Annotated in this window: 20 protein-coding genes and 1 tRNA gene; 13 read left to right on the top strand and 8 right to left on the bottom strand. The window is 65.2% G+C overall.

Annotation, left to right across the window (positions count from 1 at the left end):
- The first annotated feature begins 35 nt into the window (after positions 1–35).
- The 9 genes from AC1VVM_RS15830 (at position 36) to AC1VVM_RS15790 (ending at position 11163) form a co-directional block, all read left to right on the top strand.
- A complete protein-coding gene (locus AC1VVM_RS15830) occupies positions 36–3107 on the top strand; it encodes a TonB-dependent receptor domain-containing protein (protein WP_482955475.1) in 3072 nt (1023 codons plus the stop codon).
- A 101-nt stretch (positions 3108–3208) separates the two neighbouring features.
- Positions 3209–5254: a tetratricopeptide repeat-containing sulfotransferase family protein gene (locus AC1VVM_RS15825; RefSeq protein WP_482955474.1), complete on the top strand. Its 2046-nt coding sequence runs from the start codon at positions 3209–3211 to the stop codon at positions 5252–5254.
- An 81-nt stretch (positions 5255–5335) separates the two neighbouring features.
- On the top strand, positions 5336–6490 hold the full coding sequence (locus AC1VVM_RS15820) for an aspartyl/asparaginyl beta-hydroxylase domain-containing protein (RefSeq protein ID WP_482904584.1): 1155 nt from the start codon (positions 5336–5338) through the stop codon (positions 6488–6490).
- Between the two features lie 15 nt (positions 6491–6505).
- A complete protein-coding gene (locus AC1VVM_RS15815; protein WP_482955473.1) occupies positions 6506–7990 on the top strand; it encodes a 2OG-Fe(II) oxygenase family protein in 1485 nt (494 codons plus the stop codon).
- Between the two features lie 78 nt (positions 7991–8068).
- Entirely contained in the window at positions 8069–8401 is a 333-nt protein-coding gene (locus tag AC1VVM_RS15810; RefSeq protein ID WP_482904582.1) for a hypothetical protein, read from the top strand.
- A 165-nt stretch (positions 8402–8566) separates the two neighbouring features.
- Positions 8567–9352 (top strand): SDR family oxidoreductase, encoded by a 786-nt coding sequence (locus AC1VVM_RS15805; protein ID WP_132386522.1) that lies wholly within the window; start codon positions 8567–8569, stop codon positions 9350–9352.
- A gap of 20 nt (positions 9353–9372) precedes the next feature.
- Positions 9373–10014 carry a TetR family transcriptional regulator gene (locus AC1VVM_RS15800; protein ID WP_132386520.1) on the top strand — a complete coding sequence of 214 codons (642 nt, stop codon included), beginning with the start codon at positions 9373–9375 and terminating at the stop codon, positions 10012–10014.
- Positions 10004–10894, top strand: coding sequence for an S-methyl-5'-thioadenosine phosphorylase (gene mtnP, locus AC1VVM_RS15795; RefSeq protein ID WP_482955472.1), 891 nt, complete (start codon positions 10004–10006; stop codon positions 10892–10894). Before AC1VVM_RS15800 ends, mtnP begins: the two co-directional genes overlap by 11 nt.
- A 5-nt stretch (positions 10895–10899) precedes the next feature.
- The gene (locus AC1VVM_RS15790) at positions 10900–11163 is read left to right on the top strand and encodes a hypothetical protein (protein WP_482955471.1); all 264 of its coding nucleotides are present in this window, start codon (positions 10900–10902) and stop codon (positions 11161–11163) included.
- Between the two features lie 45 nt (positions 11164–11208).
- Here the strand turns inward: AC1VVM_RS15790 and AC1VVM_RS15785 are convergent.
- A tRNA-Ala gene (locus tag AC1VVM_RS15785) sits at positions 11209–11284 on the bottom strand.
- 463 nt (positions 11285–11747) lie between these two features.
- Here AC1VVM_RS15785 and AC1VVM_RS15780 point away from each other — a divergent pair.
- The 3 genes from AC1VVM_RS15780 to AC1VVM_RS15770 all read left to right on the top strand — a co-directional run bounded on the left by AC1VVM_RS15780 (position 11748) and on the right by AC1VVM_RS15770 (position 15070).
- On the top strand, positions 11748–13391 hold the full coding sequence (locus AC1VVM_RS15780) for a hypothetical protein (protein ID WP_482955470.1): 1644 nt from the start codon (positions 11748–11750) through the stop codon (positions 13389–13391).
- A 108-nt stretch (positions 13392–13499) separates the two neighbouring features.
- Positions 13500–14144 (top strand): LysE family translocator, encoded by a 645-nt coding sequence (locus AC1VVM_RS15775; RefSeq protein ID WP_482904577.1) that lies wholly within the window; start codon positions 13500–13502, stop codon positions 14142–14144.
- Positions 14145–14266: 122 nt separating this feature from the next.
- Positions 14267–15070 (top strand): hypothetical protein, encoded by an 804-nt coding sequence (locus tag AC1VVM_RS15770; protein WP_482955469.1) that lies wholly within the window; start codon positions 14267–14269, stop codon positions 15068–15070.
- Between the two features lie 78 nt (positions 15071–15148).
- On the opposite strand, the gene AC1VVM_RS15765 is transcribed toward AC1VVM_RS15770, so the two are convergent.
- The 7 genes from AC1VVM_RS15765 to AC1VVM_RS15735 form a co-directional block, all read right to left on the bottom strand.
- Positions 15149–16168 carry a type II secretion system F family protein gene (locus tag AC1VVM_RS15765; protein WP_482904575.1) on the bottom strand — a complete coding sequence of 340 codons (1020 nt, stop codon included), beginning with the start codon at positions 16166–16168 and terminating at the stop codon, positions 15149–15151.
- A gap of 19 nt (positions 16169–16187) precedes the next feature.
- The gene (locus tag AC1VVM_RS15760) at positions 16188–17159 is read right to left on the bottom strand and encodes a type II secretion system F family protein (protein ID WP_482904574.1); all 972 of its coding nucleotides are present in this window, start codon (positions 17157–17159) and stop codon (positions 16188–16190) included.
- 62 nt (positions 17160–17221) lie between these two features.
- Positions 17222–18493: a CpaE/TadZ family protein gene (locus AC1VVM_RS15755; RefSeq protein WP_482904573.1), complete on the bottom strand. Its 1272-nt coding sequence runs from the start codon at positions 18491–18493 to the stop codon at positions 17222–17224.
- Between the two features lie 4 nt (positions 18494–18497).
- The gene (locus AC1VVM_RS15750; RefSeq protein ID WP_482955468.1) at positions 18498–19169 is read right to left on the bottom strand and encodes a CpaD family pilus assembly protein; all 672 of its coding nucleotides are present in this window, start codon (positions 19167–19169) and stop codon (positions 18498–18500) included.
- A 14-nt stretch (positions 19170–19183) separates the two neighbouring features.
- A complete protein-coding gene (locus AC1VVM_RS15745) occupies positions 19184–20743 on the bottom strand; it encodes a type II and III secretion system protein family protein (protein ID WP_482904571.1) in 1560 nt (519 codons plus the stop codon).
- A gap of 62 nt (positions 20744–20805) precedes the next feature.
- Positions 20806–21819 (bottom strand): Flp pilus assembly protein CpaB, encoded by a 1014-nt coding sequence (gene cpaB / locus AC1VVM_RS15740; RefSeq protein WP_482955467.1) that lies wholly within the window; start codon positions 21817–21819, stop codon positions 20806–20808.
- A gap of 69 nt (positions 21820–21888) precedes the next feature.
- Entirely contained in the window at positions 21889–22584 is a 696-nt protein-coding gene (locus AC1VVM_RS15735) for an A24 family peptidase (RefSeq protein ID WP_482904569.1), read from the bottom strand.
- A 128-nt stretch (positions 22585–22712) separates the two neighbouring features.
- Between AC1VVM_RS15735 and AC1VVM_RS15730 the strand changes: the two genes are divergently transcribed.
- A complete protein-coding gene (locus AC1VVM_RS15730; RefSeq protein WP_482956365.1) occupies positions 22713–23669 on the top strand; it encodes an alpha/beta hydrolase in 957 nt (318 codons plus the stop codon).
- The last annotated feature ends 9 nt before the right edge of the window (positions 23670–23678 follow it).

Below are 23678 nucleotides of genomic sequence, written 5' to 3'. Positions count from 1 at the left end.
GGTCACGCCGCGCCTTAGCAAAGGGACACACACCAGTGAAAACAACAACTCTCACCGCGCTGAAGGCAGGTGCAGCACCCATGGTGCTGGGCTTCGCGCTGTTCAGCACCGCCGTTCAGGCGCAGGACGCCGCGGCTGCGGATACGGCGCCGGAGTCCAACGCGCCGATCGTCGTCACCGGTTCGCGCATCGCGTCGCCGAACCAGACCTCGATCGCGCCGATCACCACGGTGACTTCGCAGGACTTCCAGCTGTCGGGCACCACCCGCGCGGAAGACCTGCTGAACTCGCTGCCGCAGGTGACTGCGGGCCAGAGCTCGAACCTGTCCAACGGTGCCACCGGTACGGCCACGGTTGACCTTCGCGGCCTCGGGCCGTCGCGTACGCTGGTGCTGATCAACGGCCGCCGTCTGATGACCGGTGACCCGAACAGCACCACTTCGGCTGCTGACCTTAACTTCATCCCCGCCGCGCTGGTGAAGCGTGTTGACGTTCTGACCGGCGGCGCTTCGGCGACTTACGGTGCGGACGCTGTGGCCGGCGTTGTCAACTTCCAGATGGATACCGACTTCGAAGGTTTCCGTATCGACGCCAACTACGGCCTCTATACGCACAGCAACGGCAATGATTTGGCCCAGGACATCCTGAACCAGAAGGCCGGGGATCCTGCCTACAACTACCCCACTGGTAACAATGCCGATGGCGGCCAGTACGACGCCACTATTGCGTTCGGTACTAGCTTTGATGACGGCCGTGGCCACGCCACTGCCTATGTCGGCTATCGCCGCGCCACCCCCGTTCTGCAGGGCCGGCGTGACTATTCGTCGTGCTCTATCAGTGCGAACTCGAAGGGCGTTCTGAGCTGCGGCGGTTCGGCCATCTCCAACCCAGCCAACGTGCTTATCTTCGATAAGGGGAACGCCACGTCGTCGACCTTCGGCGCGCTGGGTGCCGGCGCAGTTGGTGCCGGCACGATCGAGGTGGGCCCGCACAACATCTACAATTTTGCGCCGCTGAACCATTATCAGCGTCCGGACGAGCGCTACACCGCTGGCGTCTTTACCGACTACGAGATCAGCAACGCAATTCATCCGTACATGGAATTCATGTTCATGGATGACCGTACTGTCGCGCAGATCGCGCCTTCGGGTGACTTCGGCAACACGCTGACGATTAATTGCGATAATCCGCTGATGTCTGCTGCCCAGCGCGATGTGATCTGCCAGCAGAGCAACCTGATTACCGGATACATCGGAAACTTCCCTGTGGCTTCCGGCGCACCGTTCAATCCGACGCCGGGTGCGGCGCCGCTTGAATTCCCAAGCTCGGTTGTTGGCGGAGCGCCATATAACAAGGCTTACATGCAGCTCCTGCAGCGTAACGTGCAGGGTGGTGCTCGCCAGAGCGACCTCCAGCATACCGCGTTCCGCACGGTCATCGGGTCGCGCGGCGAACTGGACAAGGCATGGTCGTACGATGCCTACTATCAGTATGGCCGGACCAACTACTCGCAGGTCTACTCGAACGAGTTCTCGGCCTCGCGCCTTGCCAACGCGCTTGACGTGGTGACCGGTCCCAACGGCCAGCCGGTCTGCCGCGTCAGTCTGAGCGACCCGGCGTCGCGCTGCGCACCGTATGACGTGTTCAGCGGTAACATTTCGCAGGCTGCGCTCGACTACCTGTCGGCCACCGGCTTTATGAAGGGCCAGACATCACAGCAGGTCGCCAGCGCTACCTTCACTGGCCTGCTGGGTGAATACGGCATCAAGTCGCCGCTGGCGTCGGATGGCGTAAACGTCGCGATCGGTGCCGAATACCGCCGTGACTCGCTGGAACTGCGGACTGACGAAGCCTTCTCCACCGGCGACCTGACCGGTCAGGGCGCGCCCACGCTCGACACCGACGGTAGCTACAAGGTGAGCGAACTGTTCGGCGAAATCGAGGTTCCGCTGATTCAGGACGGCTTCGTGCAGAGTCTGTCGTTCAATGGCGGCTACCGCTATTCGCACTACAGCATCTCGAACGGCCGCACCTTCAACACCAACACCTACAAGCTGGGCCTGGAACTCGCTCCGATCTCGGACATCCGTCTGCGTGCCGGTTACAACCGCGCCGTTCGCGTGCCGAACATCCAGGAGCTGTTCTCGCCGCAGATCATCGCGCTTGATGGCACGACCGATCCTTGCGCCGGCACGGACACGGTGTCGCCGGCTTGTGCGGCGCAGGGCGTCTCTGGCGGTACGACGCTCAACCCGGCGAGCCAGTACAACGGCCTGATCGGCGGCAACCCCGATCTGAACCCGGAAAAGTCCACCACCAAGACTCTGGGCGTGGTGCTTGCGCCGCACTGGATTCCGGGGCTGACCGGCAGCGTCGACTGGTTCGACATCAAGGTGAAGGATGCCATCCAGCAGTTCGGCGCAGACGCCATCCTGGCAGCCTGCGAGGACTCGGACGGTACGGCTGATGCCTGCTCGCTCATCCATCGTAACCCGGCCGGCTCGCTGTGGCTCAGCTCGGACGGCTATGTGGAAGACATCTACCACAACGTCGGTAGCGTGAAGACCCGTGGCTTCGAGTTCAACGGCAACTACACCACCGAAATCGGCGGTGCCGGTCGTCTGTCGCTGAACTTCGTGGGTACCTACCTCAACCACTACACCGTCGATAACGGCCTGACCGCCGAGTACAACTGTGCCGGTTACTACGGCCCGACTTGCGGCACTCCGCTGCCCAAGTGGCGCCATAAGGTCCGTACGTCGTTCACCATGGCCAATGGCCTCGGCCTGTCGGTCCAGTGGCGTCACCTCTCGGGTGTCACCACCGAGTTCGCCAACCCGTCGAGCACACTGCAGGACTCGCGTCCGCAGCAGCAGAACTCGCTCGATACCAAGATCAAGTCGCAGGACTACTTCGACCTGACCTTGACGGCGGCTCTGGGCGATCACCTGACCTGGCGTCTGGGTGCGACCAACCTGTTCGACAAGGACCCGCCGCTGGTTACTTCGATCGGTTGCGCAAGCACGGTCTGCAGCGGCAACACCTATCCGGGTACGTACGACGCACTGGGTCGTTACGTGTTCACCGGCATCACGATGAACTTCTAATCGCTCTTCTGAACGGTTAGTTTCTGGCGGCGGTCTTCCCCTGGGAGGGCCGCCGCCTCTGTTTACGGCGCCCTGTGGCGCCCGGAAATTCGGACTTCACGATGACTTCCAGCACGCCTTCGGAACAGCTGAACCAGATCGCCGGGCTGGCCCGCATCGGGCGCCTTGACGAGGCTGCGGTCATGGCGGCATCGGCCACGGCAGTGCACCCGCAGGATGCCACGCTGGCAGCGCTGGGCGGGGCCGTGGAGTTCCATCGCCGGCAATACGATCGCGCCGCGACCTATCTGGAACGCGCGCATACCATGCGACCGCAGGACCTGGTCGTGCGCACGAACCTTGTGGAATCCTATCTTCATCTCGGACGCAACACGCAGGCGCTGGCCTTGTGCGACGAGGCGGCGGCGCTTGCGGAGCCCAGTTTGCGGTTGGCGGGCATGGCAGCGCATCTCGCTCAGGAGGCGGAGGATTTCCCGCTGGCGAGCCGGCTTTACCGCCATGTTCTGGCCAAGCGGCCGGACGACTGGTCGCTGCTCAACAATCTCGGCAATGCGCTGCGCCAAATGGGCGAGGGCGAGGAAGCCGTGAAGCTGTTGCAGCGCGCGGCGAAACTGGCGCCGGACGCCCCGCCGATCCGCGTAAATCTCGGCACGGCTCTCTTCGGGACTGGCCGGGGGGAGGAAGGCGAGCAGGTCCTGCGCGATGCGGCACGCGATTTTCCCGACGACCATGTGCCGATGCTGACGCTGGCGAATTATTACCGCGAAGTCGGACTGCTGGACCGGTACTACGAAGCGCTTGCAGAGGCTGCGCACCGCGCGCCGGACAATGCGGGCCTTCAGTCGGACTATGGGACGGAAGCCGCGCGGCAGGGCCATTTTGATCTGGCCGAGGCACGGCTTGAGGCTTCGCTTGCCATTGAGCCGGCGCTCGGCCCCTCCTTTGTCGGACTGGCGGCCGTCTATGAACGCGCCAATCGCGAGGCCGAACTCGATGCTCTGACGGAACGCGCAGCGGCGGCCGGTGTGGACGATCCCTCGCGGGCCTATATCGACGCGCTTCGCTTCAAGCGCGCGGAGCGTTTCGAGGACGCTTTCGCCGCACTCGAGCTGTCGACCGAGGTCGTCCAGTCCGACCGCGTTGCTCAGCTTCGCGGCATTCTCTTCGATCGCATGGGGCGGCCGGACGAGGCATTCGCCGCGTTTGCCGAAATGAACGCCATCAACCTTGAGCAACCCTCGCAGCCGGGGGTGCTGGCGCGTCTCCACCGTGAGGCCGTGGCGCGCGACAGCGCGCTGCTGACGCCCGAGTGGGCGGCCGGATGGAGCGCCTCGCCGTCCTCCGATCGCCCGGCGCCAGTATTCCTGCTGGGCTTCCCGCGTTCGGGCACGACGCTGCTCGATACCATGCTTATGACCGCGCCCGATACGCTGGTGCTGGAGGAAGAGGATATCATCGGCCAGATCGAGCACGAACTCGGCGGCATGGAAGTGCTGCCCGGCCTTGACGAGGCCGCCATCCGCGCGGCGCGCGCGCGCTATTTCGAACGCGTCGCTGGGTTCGGTCCGCTCGGCCCCGAAACAATGGTGATCGACAAGCACCCGCTGCATCTCAATCAGGTTCCGATGATCCTCCGGCTGTTCCCGGATGCGAAGTTCGTGCTGGCGCTGCGCCACCCTTGCGATGTGCTGCTGAGCTGTTTCATCACCAATTTCCGCACCAATCCGGCGATGAGCAACTTCCTCGCCCTCGATACGGCGGCGGAGTTCTACGACATGAGCTTCGCGTACTGGACCAAGGCGCGCGCGATCTTCGACATGTCCGTACGCACCGTGGTCTACGAGCGCCTCGTTGCCGATCAGGCGCGCGAGCTGGAGCCGCTGTTTAACTGGCTGGGCCTGCCGTGGCAGAGCGAGGACTTCGACCACCGCGACGCGGCAAGAGCGCGCGGTGTCGTCCGAACCGCCAGCTATGCGCAAGTGACCGAGGCGGTCTACACGCGCGCGGCGGGGCGCTGGCGCCGTTACGAGCGCCATCTCGCATCCGTTTTTCCGACGCTGAAGCCCTGGGTCAAGGGCTTTGGCTATGCGCTCGACGATGATCGGGTGCCGCCATGGGACGAGCCATCGGGCTCGACCCGCCGTTGAACTGACCTGAACCGGGGGCGGGTAATGAATTCAGGGGTATCGCCACTCGCGGAAATTGATCGCCTTGTCGGAGCAGGACGCTTGCCTGAGGCGGCAGAGCAACTCGAAACACTGCTGACGGCGGATGCCAAAGCGGAAGCAGGGGCGTTCACCGGTTCCGAGGCGTTTGTGCAATGGCTGCGGCTGGGCGGACTGCGTCGGGCCTTGCGCCAGCCGCGCCGCGCTCTCGATGCGGTGCACAGAGCGCTGGAACTGGTGCCGCTCGATTTCATGGCGCTGGTCATGCGGGCGGGACTGCTCGAACGGCTCGACGATCCGGACGCCGGAGAGGCGTGGGGCATCGCGATCGCCCAAAAGCCGGAGGATGCGGCGCTGCCGGCTCCGCTCGCTGCCGCGCTGGCTGCGGGCGAGGCATTCCATGCGGCATGGCAGGCCGAGCGCGAGGCGCGTCTGGCCGAAGCCGGAACGGCGGCGCTGGCGCATGCGGATGCCGGCGCCGAGGCGCCCCGGAACGATGTCACGGACGACGACATGGCCTGGCGGCTGGCCCGGTTTCGCGACAATATCCTGCACAAGACGCGCGTCTATCATTCGACGCCGACCCATTTTCACTATCCGGGACTGGTCGAGCGCGAGTTCCATCCGCGCCATACGACGCCGTGGCTTGCCGAAGTGGAAGCCGGTTTCGATGTGATCCGCGAGGAGATGCGTGCGCTGATCCATTCCGAGCGCGCGGAACTGGAGCCTTATGTCCAGTACGACGAGCGCCAGCCGCTGGAGCAGTGGCGGCCGCTCAACCACAGCAAGGACTGGACGGCGATCCATTTGCTGAAACGGGGGCAAGTGGTGGAGCGCAATGCCGCGCAGGCGCCCCGCACTCTGGAAATCCTTGCGCGCCTGCCGCAGCCGCAAGTGCCCGGCGCCTCGCCCAATGCCATGTTCTCGCTGCTGGCGCCGCGCACGACGATTCCGGCCCATGTCGGTGTCGACAATACGCGCTTGGTTTGTCACCTGCCGCTGGTGGTGCCGCCGGGCTGCTGGTTCCGGGTGGGTGCCGAGACGCGCGAATGGCGCGAGGGTGAGGCTTTCGCATTCGACGACACCATCGAGCATGAGGCGATGAACCCCAGCGACCTGCTGCGCGTGGTGCTGATTTTCGACGTCTGGCATCCCGGTCTCTCGGGGCCGGAGCGCGAAGCCGTGGCGGCGACCATCGCTTCCGACAGGCACACCTGACACATGGCAAAGGCAATGGCGGCAGATAGGGACGATCCGGAAACGCTGGCCGAACTGGCCGGTCAGGCGCTGGCGCAGGGCCGCGAGGAGGAAGCCGAGGAACGGCTCTCGCGCTATCTGCGCAGCCATGCTCCGGATCCGGCGCTCCTGCACTGGACCGCGATGCTGCGCCGCGCGCTGGACCGGCGCGACGAGGCGATTGCGGCGCTGGAGCAGGGCTTGCGGCACGATCCCGCCAACGCCGGGATGGTCCATGCGCTCGCCCATCTGCGGCTGGAGGCGGGCCTGTCGGCATCGGCCCAGTTCGAGCAGGTCACCCGCCTCGCGCCCGCCAAGGCGGAGATCCGGCTTGGCCTTGCCTCCGCTCGTTATGCCGAAGGAGAGGGCGCGCGGGGCCTTTCGGAACTGGAAGCGATGCTGGCCGCCAATCCCGGTTGGATGGAGGGGCACCGGCAATTCGCACAGCTCGCCACGCTGATGGGGCAGGGCATGCGCGCATTGGCGACGATCGAGGCGGCACTCGCCCGCTTCCCGCAGAGCGATGCCCTGCGCGGGCTGGCGGTCGATCTCCTGCTGGCAGGCGAGCATTTCGGTCCGGCGCTGACCGTGGCCGACCGGGCACTCGCGGCCCACGGACCGCTCACGCGGTTCCAGCTGGCCCGCGCGGCGGCACTCGACGAGCTGGGGCGGAGCCAAGAGGCGGCGGCGCAGTTCGCCGCGCTCGGCAATTCGACCGATCAGGGCCATGCGGTCTGGTGGGTGCGGCATCTGCTACGCACCGGCCGACATTCCGAGGCGGCGGAGGCCATCGAACCCTGGCTGACGGCGCCCGGTGCCGAAGGCATGTGGCCCTATGCCGCGCTGGCTTGGCGCCTGACCGGCGATCCGCGCTCCGAATGGCTGGACGGGCAGCAGGGTCTCTGCCGGGTGATCGATCTCGACCCGGAGGAGATCGGCCTCGCCGACCTGCGGGCTTTCCTCGGCCGATTGCACGGCCGGTCGGGCCGTTTCCTCGATCAGTCGGTGCGCGGGGGCACGCAGACCGACGGCGCGCTGCTTGCGCGGATCGAGCCGGAAGTTGCCCGCCTGCGCGACGTATTGCGGCGCGAGGTCGCCCGGTTCGCCCAAAGCCTGCCTGCGCCGGATGCGGGGCATCCGATGCTCTCGCAGCCGCGCCCGGCGCGGCCGCGCTTTGCCGGAAGCTGGTCGGTCCGGCTGGCGGGAGCCGGTTTTCACACGGCGCATCACCATCCGCAGGGCTGGATCAGTTCCGCACTCTATATCACGGTTCCCGAAGGGCTTGCGGACGGACAGGGCCATCTCGATCTCGGCGGCGCCCCGGCGGCGCTCGGCATCGAACTGGCGCCGCGCCTTACGGTGGCGCCGCGTCCGGGGCGGCTGGTGCTGTTTCCGTCGTGGATGTGGCATGGCACCCGGCCTTTTCCCTCGGGCGAGCGCATGACAGTGGCCTTCGACGTGGCGCGCGCTCAACCCGCTTGAACAGCGGCCCGACGCGGAATAACCTCACTTCATAGAGATGAGGCATCAGGGCCGGAGGCCGATGCCTGGGAGAATCCGATGTATACGCGTACCACAGTTCTGATCGCTGCCTCGCTGCTGATGGCAGGCCCTGCTTTCGCCGCCGATCCGGCAATAGCCCCCGCACCGGCTCAGGCCGCCATTCCGGCCGCAACCCCTGCTGCTGCCCCGGCTGCGCCTGGGGCGGCCAAGCCGGTCTCGGCCATCGACGCCAACGATCCGGTCATCTGCCAGCGCCAGCAGGAAATCGGCTCGCTGCTGAAGGTCAAGAAAGTCTGCATGACCAAGAGCCAATGGGCCGAGCAGCGCCAGATCAACCGTTCGAATATCGAACAATCGCAGGTCCAGCGCGGTCTCACTCCGGCCCAGTGATTTCGCGGGGCGCCCGTTTCGCGCCGCGTTCTACGTCGCTGGGGCGGGTTTTCGCGCGCGGTGATTGACCTGTCCACGAAGGCTGCTTAACCGGCCGATTAAATCGTCGTGTACCCTTCCGAACGATCCGGAAGGGCGCGCGGCTTCGTGGAACGGGAGAATGCGATGATTCTGGACAGCAGCATGGCCGCCGTAGTCACCGGTGCGGCCTCTGGCCTTGGCGCGGCCACGGCACGCGCGCTTGCGGCCAAGGGCGTGAAAGTGGCGCTTTTCGATCTCAACGAGGCAGCGGGCGAAGCGATCGCCGCAGAGATCGGCGGCGTGTTCTGCAAGGTCGACGTGACCGACGATGCCAGCGTCGATGCCGGTTTTGCCAAGGCCCGTGCCGCCAACGGGCAGGAGCGTATCCTCGTCAATTGCGCCGGTATCGCACCGGCTTCCAAGACCGTGGGCAAGAACCGCGAGACCGGCGAACCGCGCGCGCATGACATGGCCGTGTTCGAGAAAGTGATCGCGATCAACCTTGTCGGCACGTTCCGCTGCATCAGCAAGTCGGCTGCAGGCATGGTCACGCTCGATCCGGTGGATGAATTCGGCGCGCGCGGCGCGATCGTCAACACCGCCTCGGTCGCGGCGCAGGACGGACAGATCGGGCAGGCCGCCTATGGCGCCTCGAAGGGCGGCGTGCTGGCGATGACCCTGCCGGTGGCGCGCGATCTCATGAACGATGGCATTCGCGTCAACACCATCCTGCCGGGCATTTTCGAAACGCCGATGATGGCGGGCATGCCGCAGCAGGTGCAGGACGCGCTCGCCGCCATGGTGCCGTTCCCCAAGCGCCTCGGCAAGGCGGAGGAATACGCCAAGCTCGCGCTGTTCATGGTCGAGCATGATTACCTCAACGGCGAATCCGTCCGCCTCGACGGCGCCATCCGCCTGGGCCCGAAGTAAGGGCGCCGGAGGGCGCGGCCATGGCGCAGACCCGGTCCACCACCGAAGTCAACACGCCGCCGCCCGGCGCGCGGGCGCAATTGCTCGAAACGGCGAGCCTGATCATGCGCGACGGCGACGTGATCGACATCTCGCTGTCCGAGCTGAGCTTGCGCTCGGGCCTCAATTCGGCGCTGGTGAAGTACTATTTCGGTAACAAGGCAGGGCTGCTCAAGGCCCTGCTGGACCGGGACTGGCAGGCCATCGTCACCAGCGTCGATGCGCTGCTGGCGAAGGATGGCTGGTCGCCCGAGGCCAAGCTGCGCCGCCATCTCTGGAAGGTGGTCGATACTTTCTACGAGGTGCCTTACCTCAATCGCCTGACCATGCGCATGGTGCGCGAAAGCGACGATGCCGAGGCACGCCGCATTGCCGACAGCTACCTCTCGCCGATCTACCGCGCTTACGAGGAACTGATCGGCAATGGCGTGCGGGCCGGGGTGTTCCGCGAGATCGATCCGCAGCTTTTCTACTTCACGGTAACGGGCGCGGTGGACCGGTTCTTCTCGGCGCGGCTGGTTCTCAAGCATTGTTTCGGTCAGGACACATTGACCGAGGAACTGCGCGACCGCTATCGCGAGCACACTATCGACATCATCATGGCAGGTATCCTTGCGCGCTGAAAAAAGCAGTTTCTGGCACATCGGCGTCATCGGCGGATCGGGCCTCGCCGCCGGCATAGAACTGGAGGACGCACAGGAGATCGCGGTTTCCAGCGCATTTGGCGAACCGTCCGGGCCGGTCGTGACCGGCCGGATCGAGGGCGTGCGCTTCACGTTCATCGCCCGCCACGGGGCAGGGCACGCGATTCCGCCGTCTGCCGTCAACTATCGTGCCAATATCGACGTGCTGGCCCGCTGCGGCGTGACCGACGTGCTGGCGCTGTCCGCCATCGGCTCTCTGCGCGAAGAAATGGCGCCGGGGCACATGGTCATGGTCGACCAGTTCATCGACCGCACCCACGGCCGCGAAAGCAGCTTCTTCGGCACCGGTATGGTGGCCCATGTGAGCCTTGCCGATCCCACCTGCCCGCGCCTTTCGGCGCTGGCGGGAGAGGCGGCGCGGCTGGCCGGTGCCACGGTCCATCCCTCCGGCTGCTACGTCGCCATCGAGGGCCCGCAGTTCTCCACCCGTGCCGAAAGCGTCATGTATCGCGCGTGGGGTGCGGAGGTGATTGGCATGACCGGAATGCCCGAAGCGCGCCTCGCACGCGAAGCGGAGCTGCCTTATGCGATGCTCGGCATGGTCACTGATTACGACGCGTGGCGCGAGGACGAGGCGGGCGTCGAAGTCAGCCACGTGCTTGAAGTCATGCACGCCAATGCCCGCGTCGCGCGGCAGTCGCTGCGCCTTCTCGCCGCCACGTTGCCGCTCGAGCGCCCGCATAGCCCCATCGACCACGCCCTTGAGCATGCGCTGGTGACTGCGCCCGAAGCGCGCGATTCTGTGCTCGTGGCCCGGCTCGATGCGGTGGCGGGCAGGGTGCTCGACGCGCAGGGCTGAGCTGTATGGCCCGGCGCCGCAAACGCTACCTTACCGCGACGATGCCCGATGGTTATGTGAAGACCATCGGGCCCACGGCAGATCCTTTTACCCATTACTGGCGGATCGTCGCGGAACTGGAAAACGGCAAGACAGAGGTGTTCTGGGGCCACGAGCGCTCGCTCGCCGATGCGAAGCGCAAGCGCGCGGCCACCGAAGAGGCGAGCCGTATGCGCGGCTGGAAAAGCTACGTATTCGAGATCGCAGAACTGGTCGAGACACCGGCCTGATCTATCTGATTTGTATGGAAAATGCCGCTTCGGCAAGAAGGGAAATGGTGGAGCCTAGCGGGATCGAACCGCTGACCTCCTGCATGCCATGCAGGCGCTCTCCCAGCTGAGCTAAGGCCCCAATCATTTCCGCGGATCGGGCCTGGGAGCCTTCTTCCGGACCCCTGCTCTTGCTGGGGTGGAGCGCCCTTTGCCGCCAGTTTTCACGGCTGGCAAGTGGAAATTCAAGTTATCGACAGGCTGTTTGCGCAGCATGCTGGATCGCCGGCGTTTTTCCGGCGGCCACGGCAAGCTGGATGAAGCGGGGTGCACCGATACGTTTCGCGTCTTGTTTGCGACCGTAAGATGACGAATTCGGACGATGCCTATAGTCATCATAATGGATCTTAAATAGCTGTAATGTTCGGCGTATCCGCTATCTTCTTGCGGAAAATCCAATATGTTGACCGGCGATTGGTTCAATTTTGATCGAGTGTTGACTGGTGAATAGTGCGAACGGCATCGCAAGAATGATGCGGAGTACAGTATCGCGACCGCTTGGTGCCTCTTTCGCAGGGCTTTGTATTTGCCTTGGGCTCACCGCTTTGGCGAATCCAGCGCAGGCGCAAGCCGCGAACAAGGATATCGTCGTAAAGGGGCAGGCCGGGAAAGAGCAGGACAAGCCGAAGAGCACGTGGAAGCGTGCGGAGGCCGATCATGTCGTGGTCTTCAGCACGGGCAGCGACGATGAACTGAAGCGCGTGACGCGCAATCTCGAACTGCTGCACCGCCTGATGGCGCGCCTCTATCTTCACGGCGCCGAGCCGGGCGATGTGATGAAGATGCAGGTCGTCCTGATGGATTCGCAGGACCGCATGGAGGCGCTGGGCCTGCGTGACTTGCGGTCGCAGCAAGGGCCGTTCCCTGCACCTTTTGTCAGCCGCAGCTACTATGATCCGCGTGAGAATGGGGAAGTCCTGGTCATCCCGCGCAGCGAGCAGATGATCGACCTCAACACCAGCCGCCGTTTCGGTAGCGATTGCGAAGACTACTCGGCTGCCGGCGGGCTTGAATTTTGCGGTAATCTCCCCCGGCATCCGCCGATTGCGCGGTCGTGGGAGGGACAGCTTTCCGCCGCTTTCGCGCGTCACTTCCTGCTGACTTACCTGCCAGCCGCCTATCCGCGCTGGTATCTGGACGGGATGGGCGAGCTGTTTTCGACCCTCGACGTCAAGCACAGCGGCGAATTCGACTATGCGCTTCCGCCTGACGGCTACAAGGATGTGTTCAAGTCCTATGGCTATCCGAAAGTGGCGGACATCCTGACGGGGCAATACCTGCAGGATCCCGATGCGGCGCAGGGCTGGAATCCCTATGGCGCATGGCTGGTGACGTATTATTTCGTGTTCTCCAAGCCGAAGCCGGAGCGCTACGCGCAGTTCGAGCACTACATGGCCGATATCCACCGCGGCATCCCGCAGGCCGATGCGTCGGCGGTGTTCGGGGATATGCAGGCGTTGCAGCGCGAGATCCAGTCCTGCGGCAATCGCGATATCGCCTATGCCCATGCCGAAGCTCAGCAACCGCCCGTTGCGGAGCCGCTCGTAACGGCCTTGTCACCGGCTGCCGGTGTTTTGCTCGAAGCGAAGATCGAACAGGATTCTCGGCTCGCGACCGGCGGCAGCACCGAGGGTTGGCTTTTGCGTGTGCGCGACATGGCGGCGCAGTTCCCGGGGGATGCCGATGTGCAGCTTTTTGCCGCCGCAGCCGAATGCCGGGGCGGGCAGACCGACGAATGCCTCGCCGGGGCAGAGCGCGTGCTCGCCAAGGCGCCTGACGATGCCGAAGCGCTGACCTGGAAAGGTGCGGCCCTGACAGATCGGGCCATGGCCGGCGCGGAAGCGGACCGGCCGGAACGTCTCGCCACGGCGCGCGGCGCCTTGGTGCGGGCCATTGCTCTGGACGATCAGGCCACCGAGCCTCGGATCGCCTATTTCCTGAGCTTCACCAGGGCGGGCCAGCCCGTCCCGCAAGATGCCATGCGCGGAATGGTCGAGGCCATCCGCCGCGTACCCGCTGCGCCCGGTCCGCGCCTCGATCTTGGCCGGGAACTTGTCCGCGAAGGGCAGGCCGAAATGGCGCGACAGGTTCTCAATCCGGTGCTGTTTGGGGCTTACGACTCACCTGAACGCAGCGCGGCCCGCAACCTCCTGTCGCTCGCCGATGGGAGTGCCACGATCCGGCGGTGATGGGGAACGGATGTTCAGGAGCATCGCTCCGGCTTTCAGGTTGCGAGACGGATTGGTCAGGGCGGAAGCTACGCTGGCGTGTTTGCACGGGTGCTGTAATAGGGCGGGATGACGAGTCTCTCCCTGCTTCTTGCCTTCGTCGTCGCGGCAACGGTTCTGACGATTACGCCCGGTGTCGATACGGCGATGGTGCTGCGCTCGGCCACGGTCGAGGGGCGGCGCGCGGCGGTGTTCGCGGCGCTGGGCATCCTGCTGGGCTGCCTGATCTGGGGCGGGGCGGTCGCGCTGGGGTTGGGCGCGCTGCTGCGGGCGTCGGAACTGGCCTATACCGTGGTCAAGTTCGTGGGGGCGGGCTACCTGCTGTGGCTGGGCGCGAAGCTGGTGCTGCGGCCGCGCCAGACGCTGGATGCCGCAGCCGGTGATATGCCAACCGGCAAGCGCGGCACGGGGGCGTTCCTGCAGGGCTTTCTCACCAACATGCTCAATCCCAAAGTCGGCGTGTTCTACGTGACTTTTCTTCCGCAGTTCGTGCCGCATTCCGTATCGGGGAGCACCGGCGTTGCGGGCTACACCTTTTTCCTCGCCTGCCTGCATGTCCTGCTGACCGTCGTCTGGTTCGCGGCCCTGATCGCCGCCGCCGCGCCGCTCGGCCGGTTCTTGCGGCGACCCGGCGCAGTGAAGACGCTGGACCGCCTGACCGGCGGTGTGTTCGTGGGCTTCGGCCTCAAGCTCGCAGTTTCGTCTGCGCGCTAGGCGGCCCGGATTCGAGAGTGAACAATCCCGCGCCGTTATGAAGCGTTTACAATTCGGTAACTTGTAGGGCTTGGCTTGTTGACCGAGGAAAGCCTTCAGATCTGAAAAACGTCTGAGGTAACATGCTGGCTGCCCTTGCTTTGATGCTCTCCGCGTCGACTGCCGCAAGTTGCACGCCCGTTCCCGGCGCCGACCAGCTCTTCCGGCAGGACGTGCGTTGGGTGATCGTCGGTGAAATGCACGGCACAAGCGAAATGCCCGATGCGTTCGCCAATCTGGTTTGCCTTGCGGCAGCCACCGGGAGACCCGTTACCGTTGCCCTGGAATTGTCGGTCGACGGGCAATCAACCATCGATACCTACATGCATTCCGATGGCGGCAGCGCGGCAAGGCAAGCCTTGCTGGAACTGCCGCATTGGCATTTCCGCTCGCAGGATGGCCGGGGCAGCACGGCCTTTCTGCGCATGTTGGGCACACTGCGTGAACTCACGGCCGCCGGAAAGATCGCGCGGGTCGTGGCAACCGACGTGCCTTCGTCCTACTCGGGTGAAACGTCTCGCGATGCTGCAATGGCCAAGTCCTGGATGCAGATCCCGGCGAAGGGAAATGGCATCACATTGATATTGGCAGGAAACGTCCACGCCAGACGAAAGCCGATGACCTTCCGCAACAAGACCGTCGTTACGGCAGGGTCGCTTATGCCCGCCAGTGGCACCGTCACGGTCAACGTGGTTGGCAATGGCGGAACGACGTGGGACTGTCTTGCCGACGGTTGCGGCGTCCATGGCAACGGCCCTCCGCGTCAGGGGGCGCTTGGCATCCGCTTTTCCCAAGACGAACAGCGTGGCTGGGACGCCGTTTACGAACTGGGCGTTCGTACCACTGCGGCCTTGCCGGTTATCGACCCTCAGAAATCTCCACCGTGATCGGCGCCCTGCCGAATGTGAGAACGCCCTCCACCGACATTTCGAGGAGGGCGTTTCCTTATCAGGCGGAGGCCGCGCTCACTTCGGCGGCGGGTGCGGATCGCCGCCCGAGAAGGCGTCGGCAATCGAACAGGCCGCCGGGCCGAGAATGACCACGAACAGCGTGGGCAGGATGAACAGGATCAGCGGCACGGTCATGATCGCAGGCAGGCGCGCGGCTTTTTCCTCGGCGCGCATCATGCGTTCGTTGCGGAATTCGGCCGAGAGCACGCGCAGTGCCGATGCCAGCGGCGTACCGTAGCGCTCAGTCTGGATCATGGTCGTCACCACGCCCTTCATCGCGTCCAGATTCACGCGATAGGACAGGTTCTCGAAGGCCTGGCGGCGTTCGGTAAGGAACGAAAGTTCGATCGAGGCGAGCGAGAACTCGTCGCCCAGTTCCGGATAGGCGCGGCCCAGTTCGCGAGCCACGCGGTCGAACGCGGCGTCTACGGTAAGACCGGCTTCGGCGCAGATCACCAGCAGGTCGAGCGCGTCGGGCAGGCCCTTGCGGATCAGGTTGGTGCGCTTGTTGATGAGGTTCTGGATGTAGATGTCCGGGCCCTTGTAGCCCAGCAGCAGCAGCGCCGCGAAGCCCATGAACCTCTTGAATGCGCCCCATTCGGGGAAGTAGTTGATCGCGTAGATCACGATCGCGGCAAGGCCGCCGAGCACGATCGGGGCGACCATGCGCGCGAAGACGACCGCGACGGCCCATTCCTTGTTGCGGATGCCGGCCTGCGCCAGCTTCTGCTGGATCGCCTTGATCTGGCTGTCCTGCAGCATGCTGAGCGCGCCGAGGAAGCTGCCGATGCGATCGGTGGTATCGTTGCGGCGGATGACCGACTGGCGCTTCTTGGCCGTATTGGTGATGATCCCGGCTTTCAGCGCTTCGCGGCGCGAATTGAGCGCCTTGACGCGCTTGGCCATGGGATCGCGCACAGTGACCGCGGCGTAGATCGCCAGCAGCATGGAAGCTGCGCCGACCATTGCCAGCAGCGTGCCGACGAAGATGACGTCGAAGCCCAGGATCGTGGGTCCGGCGGGTTGAGCGGGCATTGTGACTGGTTCCTTCCGCTCAGATTTCGAAGCTGACCATCTTGGCCATGACGAAGGCGCCGATGCCCATCCAGACGCCGCCGCCGATGCCGGCGACCATCAGGCGCTCGTCGATGAAGAACTTCCCGGCGTAGCCCGGGTTGACCCAATAGATCATGCCGTAGACGATGAAGGGCAGCGAGCCGACGATGTAGGCCGAGGCCTTCGATTCCGAACTCATCGCGCGGATCTTGAGCTTCATCTGGGTGCGCTTGCGCAGCACGTCGGCAAGGTTGGCGAGCGTTTCGGCAAGGTTGCCGCCGGTCTCGCGCTGGATCGCCAAAGTGATGCAGAAGAAGTTGAATTCCGGGATTTCAAGACGATCCGCGGTGTCCTGGAGGGCGTCCTCCATGGTCTTGCCAATCTTGATGCGTTCAGTGACGAGCTTGAACTCCTCGCCCACCGGGCCGGGGACTTCCTTGGCGACGACGCCGAGCGTCTCGGTCACCGGCAGGCCCGAACGCAGGCCGCGCACGAGCAGTTCGATGGCATCGGCAAACTTGCTGTTGAAGCTGTTGGTGCGCCGCACGATCAGCTTGTTGAGCACGAAGTGGGGCAGGCCCGCGCCGACGAAGAGCCCGAAGGCCAGCGCCAGCATGAGCGCGCCGGACTTGAGGAAGATCAGCAAGGTGACGGTGAGGCCGAGGCCCACCGAGACGTAGATATACTGCGATAGCGTCCAGCTCCGGCCCGAGCGGTGCAGGCGCAGAACCAGCGCATCGATCCGCGAGCCCGATCCGGCGACCTTGTGGACGCGCGGCTTGCGTGCGGCCACGGCCCTGCGCATCTGCGCCTCGACCCGGTCGGTCGCGCTTTGCGAATGCCGGAAACGCACGGACTTGAGCCGCCGCGCCGATTCCTTGTCGGGCGAGGGGCCGGCAAGCGCGGCCCAGACGAGCCCGATCACTGCCGTAAGGCCCACCGCCACCAGGAGGAGCTGCATTACATTCATCGCCGTTGCCCGCCTTCACCGGGCCCGCGAGGCTGCCCGGGGAAAGCCCCCGGGCGCGCTCGTCAGGCCGCCGTTTCCTTTTTCGTGGCCTTGCCCATCATCGCCTTGAGGTCGAACTTGCCGAGCAGGGACGGCTTGGCCGCGCCCTTGTCACCGACTTCGCCCGCCTCATCGAGGATCATGCGCGAGAGTTCGCGGATCGCGCCGCCCGCGCGTGACGAGCGGTTGGCGTCGGCGAAAGTCTGGCCCAGCTTGGCCGCCAGCGAGGCGGCCTTGATGTCGTAAGGGATCGAAAGCTGGATGCGCGTCTCGATCGATGCCTCGAAATCGGCCTTGCTGATCTCGGCCAGCCCCGACTGGACCTTGTTGGCCACCACCACCACGCGGGCGTGGGGGGAATTGGCGCGGAGCCATGACAGCATGCGGATCGTATCGCGCGCCGACGCGAGCGTCAGTTCGGTGACCAGCACGATCACGTTCACGTCCGCCAGCAACTGCGGGAAGTTGATCAGCATGTTGCGAGGCAGATCGATCACCGTCATCTCGAAGGCCTGCCGGAATTCTTCCTCCAGCTGGAGGAAGGCAGAGCCATCGGTCATGAGCGGGGAGCTGATCGGCGCTTCGGCCGAGAGGATCGCGAGATTGTCGTTTGCGCGGATCATCGCGCGCTCGATGAACAGGCCGTCGATGCGGCTGGGGTTGTCGATCGCGTCGGTGAGGCCGCGTCCCGGTTCGAGGTCCAGCACGAGTGCGCCAGTGCCGAAGTGGATGTCGAGGTCGAGCAGTGCGGTGGGCAGCTTGTTGTCGGCGCTGAACAGCCAGGCGAGCGAAGTCGCCAGCGTGGAGGCGCCGACGCCGCCGCGCGTGCCGATCACCGCCGTCGAGACATGCGGCTTGGACACGCCGCTCTCGTGGCTGCGCGGAGCGGTGAACACCGCCTGCGCCTGCGCCAGCGTATCCCGGACGTGCGCGGCCTGAAGCGGCTTGAGCAGGTAGTCGTGAATGCCGCTGGCGATGAGATCGCGATAGAGGCGCACATCGTTGATCTGGCCCACCGCGATGACGACCGTACCCGGCTCGCAGACTTCGGCCAGCGCGTTGATGTCGTTGAGCGGATCGCCGCTCTCCGACAGGTCGACCATCAGGATGTTGGGTGAGGCGGTGATCGCCAGCGACTGCACCGCATTGCGCAGGCCGCCCTTGTTGCACTTCTCGGGCTGCCAGCCCATTTCGATGGCCAGCGGGCGAAGCACGTCGAGCGAGGCTTCGTCGCACACGTAAGCGGCGAACTGGTCACGCCCGTTCGGGCCGCCGGATTTCCAGGGTGCGTTCACGAGATCAGTCTCCCTTGCTCGAAGAGGCGGGCAGCTGGGCGCCGCCGCCGCCCGTGGGCGCCGCGTTGCGGAAGGTCTCTATGGCCTTGGTGCTGCGCACGCCCACTTCGGTCGTGCCCGTGGCGCCGTGGACAAGGTCTTCCGGGTTGGCGACCATCGCGGCGAGGTTCGAATTGACGGCGCAGCCGAAGTTGCTCGACAGGCCGTTGTTCGGATTGAAGTCGCTGTTCGACGACCAGTCCGGGCAATGCGGCACCGTGGCCTTGGAGCGGACCAGCACGATGCGGGCGCGGCCCTGGCCAAGGTTGCCCTCGGTCGCCGGGGAGCCTTCGCTGAGCATCAGGCCGAAGCGCCCGGCCACCGCCTCGACCGCGCTGCGCGTGGTCGGGTTGCTTTCGGGATCTTCGACATAGATGCGATCGCCATAGCGGGCGCCCATGGCTTCGAACCAGTCCACGAGGCGCGACTGTTCGCCATAGGCAAGGCCGCTGCCGCCGGTGCTGACATCGAGCGAATAGTTGACCTTCTCGACCACCGGCTGATGTGTGGAATACATCGTGCGGTTGGTGGGCATGCCGCCGCAACCGGCCAGCGCGAGGCCGAGCGAAAGGGCGATCGCCCTGCTGAACACGGGGCGGGAAAGCATGCCGGAGCGAGCGAGGCTGGACTTGGTCATCGGTATCACCTTTCTCACTTCAGGCTGAAGCCGGGCTTGGCGCCGGCAGAGGCTGCGGCGTCCTTGCTGCTTTTGGTGTCGGCGCGGGCTTCGCCGCCTACCGCCGGCGCGGCGGGTACGCCGTTCGATTGCGGAGCGGTGCTCGGAGCGGGGCGCTTGTCGTTGCTGGCGCCGTCGCTGGTCATATTGCCAAGCAGGCGTTGCAGGTCGTTCGGTGCGTTGAACCCGTCGGTAGGCAGCTGGATGTTCGAGCCATCGGTCGGGTTGACGAGATAGGGCGTGACGACGATCACCAGTTCGGTCTCGCCGCGCTTGTAGCTGGTCGAGCGGAACAGAGAGCCGAGGATCGGCAGGTCGCCCGCGCCGGGCAGCTTCTGGATCGTGTTCTGCGAGTTGTTGCTCAGCAGGCCCGCGATCATGAAGCTCTGTCCCGAGCCGAGTTCCACCGTGGTCTCGGTGCGACGCACCGTAAGCGCGGGAACCTGGAAGCCGTTAAGCTGGACCGCGCCCTCGCTGGTCAGTTCTGAGACTTCGGGACGCACGCGCATCGAGATGCGGCCATTGGCAAGCACGGTTGGCGAATAGCTGAGCGAGACGCCGTACTTCTTGTAATCGATCGTGATCGTGGTGCTGTTGGTGCCTTGCGCGATCGGGATCGGATATTCGCCGCCCGCTAGGAACTCGGCGCTCTCGCCCGAGAGCGTGGTGAGGTTCGGCTGGGCAAGGGTGGTGGACAGGCCGACGGTCTCTGCCGCGTCGAGCGCGCCAAGGATGTTCAGGCCGAGCATCTTGCCGGCGAAGGCGAGCGTGCTGCCGGTCGTGACGGGGTTGACGTTGCTGCCGGGGATCACCGTACCGTCCGCCAGGGTCCTGGAGACTGAGGTGCCCATGCCGAGCGGGCCGCTCGGCGCGAACTGCTGGTACCAGTTCGAGCGGCCTTGCCCGATGCCGAACTGGAAGCCGCCGGTGCCGTCGATGGTGGTCAGATTGCTCTGCATCGACTTGACCAGCGTGCGGCTGACTTCGGCGATGCGCACTTGCAGGTTGACCTGAAGCGGCGTCGCCATGTGCAGGCGGCTGATGACGTTCGCGTCCTTGCCGACATAGGCCTGGACGAGGCGTTCGGCCTCGGCGGCGTCTTCCGGCGTCTTGACGGTGCCGGTGAGCAGGAACGTGCTGGAACCCATCGTCGAAACACCGATGCGGGCATCGGGCATCGCCAGACGCAGCATCGAATCGACGCTGTCGATGTTCGAGCCGACCCGTACCGTGGCCGACCACACCACCGCACCCGCCGAGTTGCTGGCGTAGACCGTGGTGGTGCCGCCGGCCTTGCCGAACAGGTAGAACTGGTTGCGCGACTTGACCTGCACGTCGGCCACCGCGTCGTTGGCGACGAAGACGTCGGTCATCGCGCCGGGAATGTTGACGAGCTGGCCGTTGCCGATCGAAAGCGAGATGTCCTGCGCGGGGCGGACAACCGACTGGGCGGTGGCCGGAACCGCCAGCGGCACGGCGAGCGGCGAGAGCACGCAAGCGGTACGCAGCAGGGTCTTGAGAAGGCGCGTGTGCATCGGTTGGCCCTTCAACGGGTGAAAGCGATTGGGTTTGGGCGCGAGAGCGTGGAGCGGTGCCATCAGTGGCTGCTCACGGCTTCGACAGAGACGTCCTTGCCGCGGGTCACGCGGACCACGGGGCCAATCGGGCCCGGAGGCGGCCCGCTGGGTGCGGCCGCGGCGGCGGCCATCGGGGCGGCTGGAGCGGCGGTCATCGACGGGCGGCTGGAGCGCTGGAAGCGGGAAACATCGCCGCCGGTCACGTAAGTCGTGTTACCTTCGATCGGCTGGGTCATCGCCTGATGCATCAGCTGATCTTCCTGCGCCTTGGTCGCGCCTTCGGGCACTTTGACCTGACCGGCGGCGAGGATCCGTTCGAAATCGGCCTGATTGTCGGAGATCGAGCGCAGCGAGAGGCTGATCGTGCCGAGTTCCTGCGCGACGGCGACCTTTTCGGCGATGCGCGGGGTGACTTCGAGCGTGACGGTGCTGAAGGCGTGGACCACGGTCTTGCCGTCAACCACATCGTTGTCGGTGGCTTGGTCGGTGGCGAGCACGCGCATGTTGCGCAGGATCGTCTCGGAGGCCTTCAGCGGCTGGCCACCGTCAGTGCCGGTCACCTGCTGCGTCAGCACTAGATCGACGCGGTCGCCCGGGAAGATGAAGCCGCCGACGCCGGTCTTGGCGGATACGGGGATCGTCACGGCGCGCATGCCCGGCGCAAGGGCGGCGGCAAGGAAGCCGCGATCGCCCGGCGCTACCAGACCGCCCTGGGTGATCGGCTGGCCGGCGGTGATCGGATAGCGGACCACGGTGCCGAGCAGCTTCTGCATGTCGGCCTCGCCCTCGATGAAGTAGGCGTCCTTCACCAGCTCCTTGGGCCAATCCTGATAGGAAACGGAATCGGCGGTGATGATCGTGCCGACCGGGAGCGCCTTCTGGGCAACGAGGACCTTGGGGCCCGTCGCTGCCACGGCAGTGGCGGCGCCGGCCTGGGGCGCTGCTGCGCCGCTGAACATCGACTTGGCGGCAAAGGCGGTGCCGGCTGCAATAAGCAGCGCGACGACCAGCATCACCAGCTTCTTCTTATCCATGGCTAGAAAGCCCCCTGAGTATCCCCGACTAACTCTGTGTACTTTCGGGTAAATTGGTTAAAATCAGGTTCACCCCAACAATGCGCCCGCGTGGACCGCGGAAATCGTGCGGTCCGCCATGACCCAGAGCGCGGCGGCGGCGATGGCGACCCCATAGGGCACCCGCAGCTTCGACTTCTGACGGCGCTGGATATGCGCGAAGGCAAGAGTGAACAGGATGACGATGGCCAGCATGACCAATCCGGCGGTCAGTGCCGGGACGCTGGCGAGAATATCTGGCGCAAGCAGAGGGCGCCCGGTGGCGAGTGCCCAGGCCATGGCTGCGGCCAGCCAGACCCAGCCCGCCGCGCCCAGCCAAGCGGCCAGATCGCGCACGGTTTCGCCCGGGCGGCGCTGCATGTTGCAGGCGGCCATGGCCACCGATGCGCCGCCGCCGACCACGGCCATGAGCACGACCAGCATCAGGAAATGTGCGGGTGCGAACCACAGGGCCAGCGCGGTCAGCAGTTTGACGTCGCCCCCGCCCATCTGGCGGATGACGAAGAGTACGCAGCAGATGACGAATGTGAGTAGCGCAAGGCCGATCTGGAACCCGATCTGGGTCCAGCCGAATCCCATCGACAGCCACCACAACGGCGCCGCGAGCGCGATGCCCGCGTTAAGCGCGTTGTCTATCTCGCGCCGCCGAAGATCGGTGAATGCGGCGACGAGGAGCGCGGTTGCCAATGCGGCCAGCAATGCGTACGAAAAATACGCGCCATGCATGCGTTAGTACCCCCCTTAACGGGGTATGATCTAGCGGGTATCGCTTACCAAAAAGTAACCAGTGCGCTGAGGCTGGAATTAGCCACGTGACGATCGAAACAAGTGAAATTCCGTATCCTTTCAAGATCATGGACGGTCCCGCCCGGGCTCGTCGAGCGATCCCGGCAGGCGTCGTCGAAGGGCGCTGGCTGGCTGCCGACGGCAAGACCGCGATCCGGCGGATCGACTGGCCCGTGCCCGATTCTCCGCGTGGTTCGCTACTGTTCCTGCCGGGGCGCGGCGATGCCTACGAGAAGTGGCTGGAGACTCTGGAGCAATGGCATTCGGAGGGCTGGGCGGTTAGCTCGATCGACTGGCGCGGGCAGGCGCTGAGCGGACGGCTCGGCCGTGACGGCATGACCGGCCATGTCGACGATTTCGCCACCTGGATCGACGATCTTGCGCTGTTCTGGGCCGATTGGGCGCAGCAAAGGCCGGGCCCGCATGTGCTGGTCGGCCATTCGATGGGCGGGCATCTGGCAATGCGCGCGGTGGCCGAACGCCGGGTCGTGCCCGATGCGCTGGTGCTCTCGGCGCCGATGCTGGGGCTCCATCCCACCATGATCCCCACCGCGATACTCCATCCCGTCGCCCGCGCGATCCAGGCGCTGGGCGATTCGCGCCGCCCGGCATGGAAGGGCAACGAGAAGCCCGAACTGATCCCGCAGGCGCGCATGCTGCTGCTGACCCATGACGAATCGCGCTATGCCGATGAGGACTGGTGGCGGCGCCAGCGCCCGGCCATCGCCATGGGCGCGGCAAGCTGGCACTGGGTTGAACGCGCGATCGCCTCGATCCGGGGGCTGGAAACCAAGGGTATTCTCGAATCGGTAGAAGTACCGGTGCTGTTGCTGGGCGTTCGGCACGACGGGCTGGTGTCATGGCCCGCGATTCGCCGTGCCGCCACGCGCCTGCCGCGTGCGAGTCTGGTTTCATGGGGCCGCCGCTGCCGCCACGAGATCCTGCGCGAGGTCGATCCGGTGCGTGACGAAGCGCTTGCCGCGATCCGGGACTTCCTGAACGAGGCCGCGCCGGTTAGGGGGTGAACCCCATGG

It is taken from the genome of Novosphingobium sp. BL-S-33 (assembly GCF_056857025.1).
Note: the sequence above shows the minus strand (reverse complement) of the source record. Positions and strands in the feature narration are given on the sequence as shown.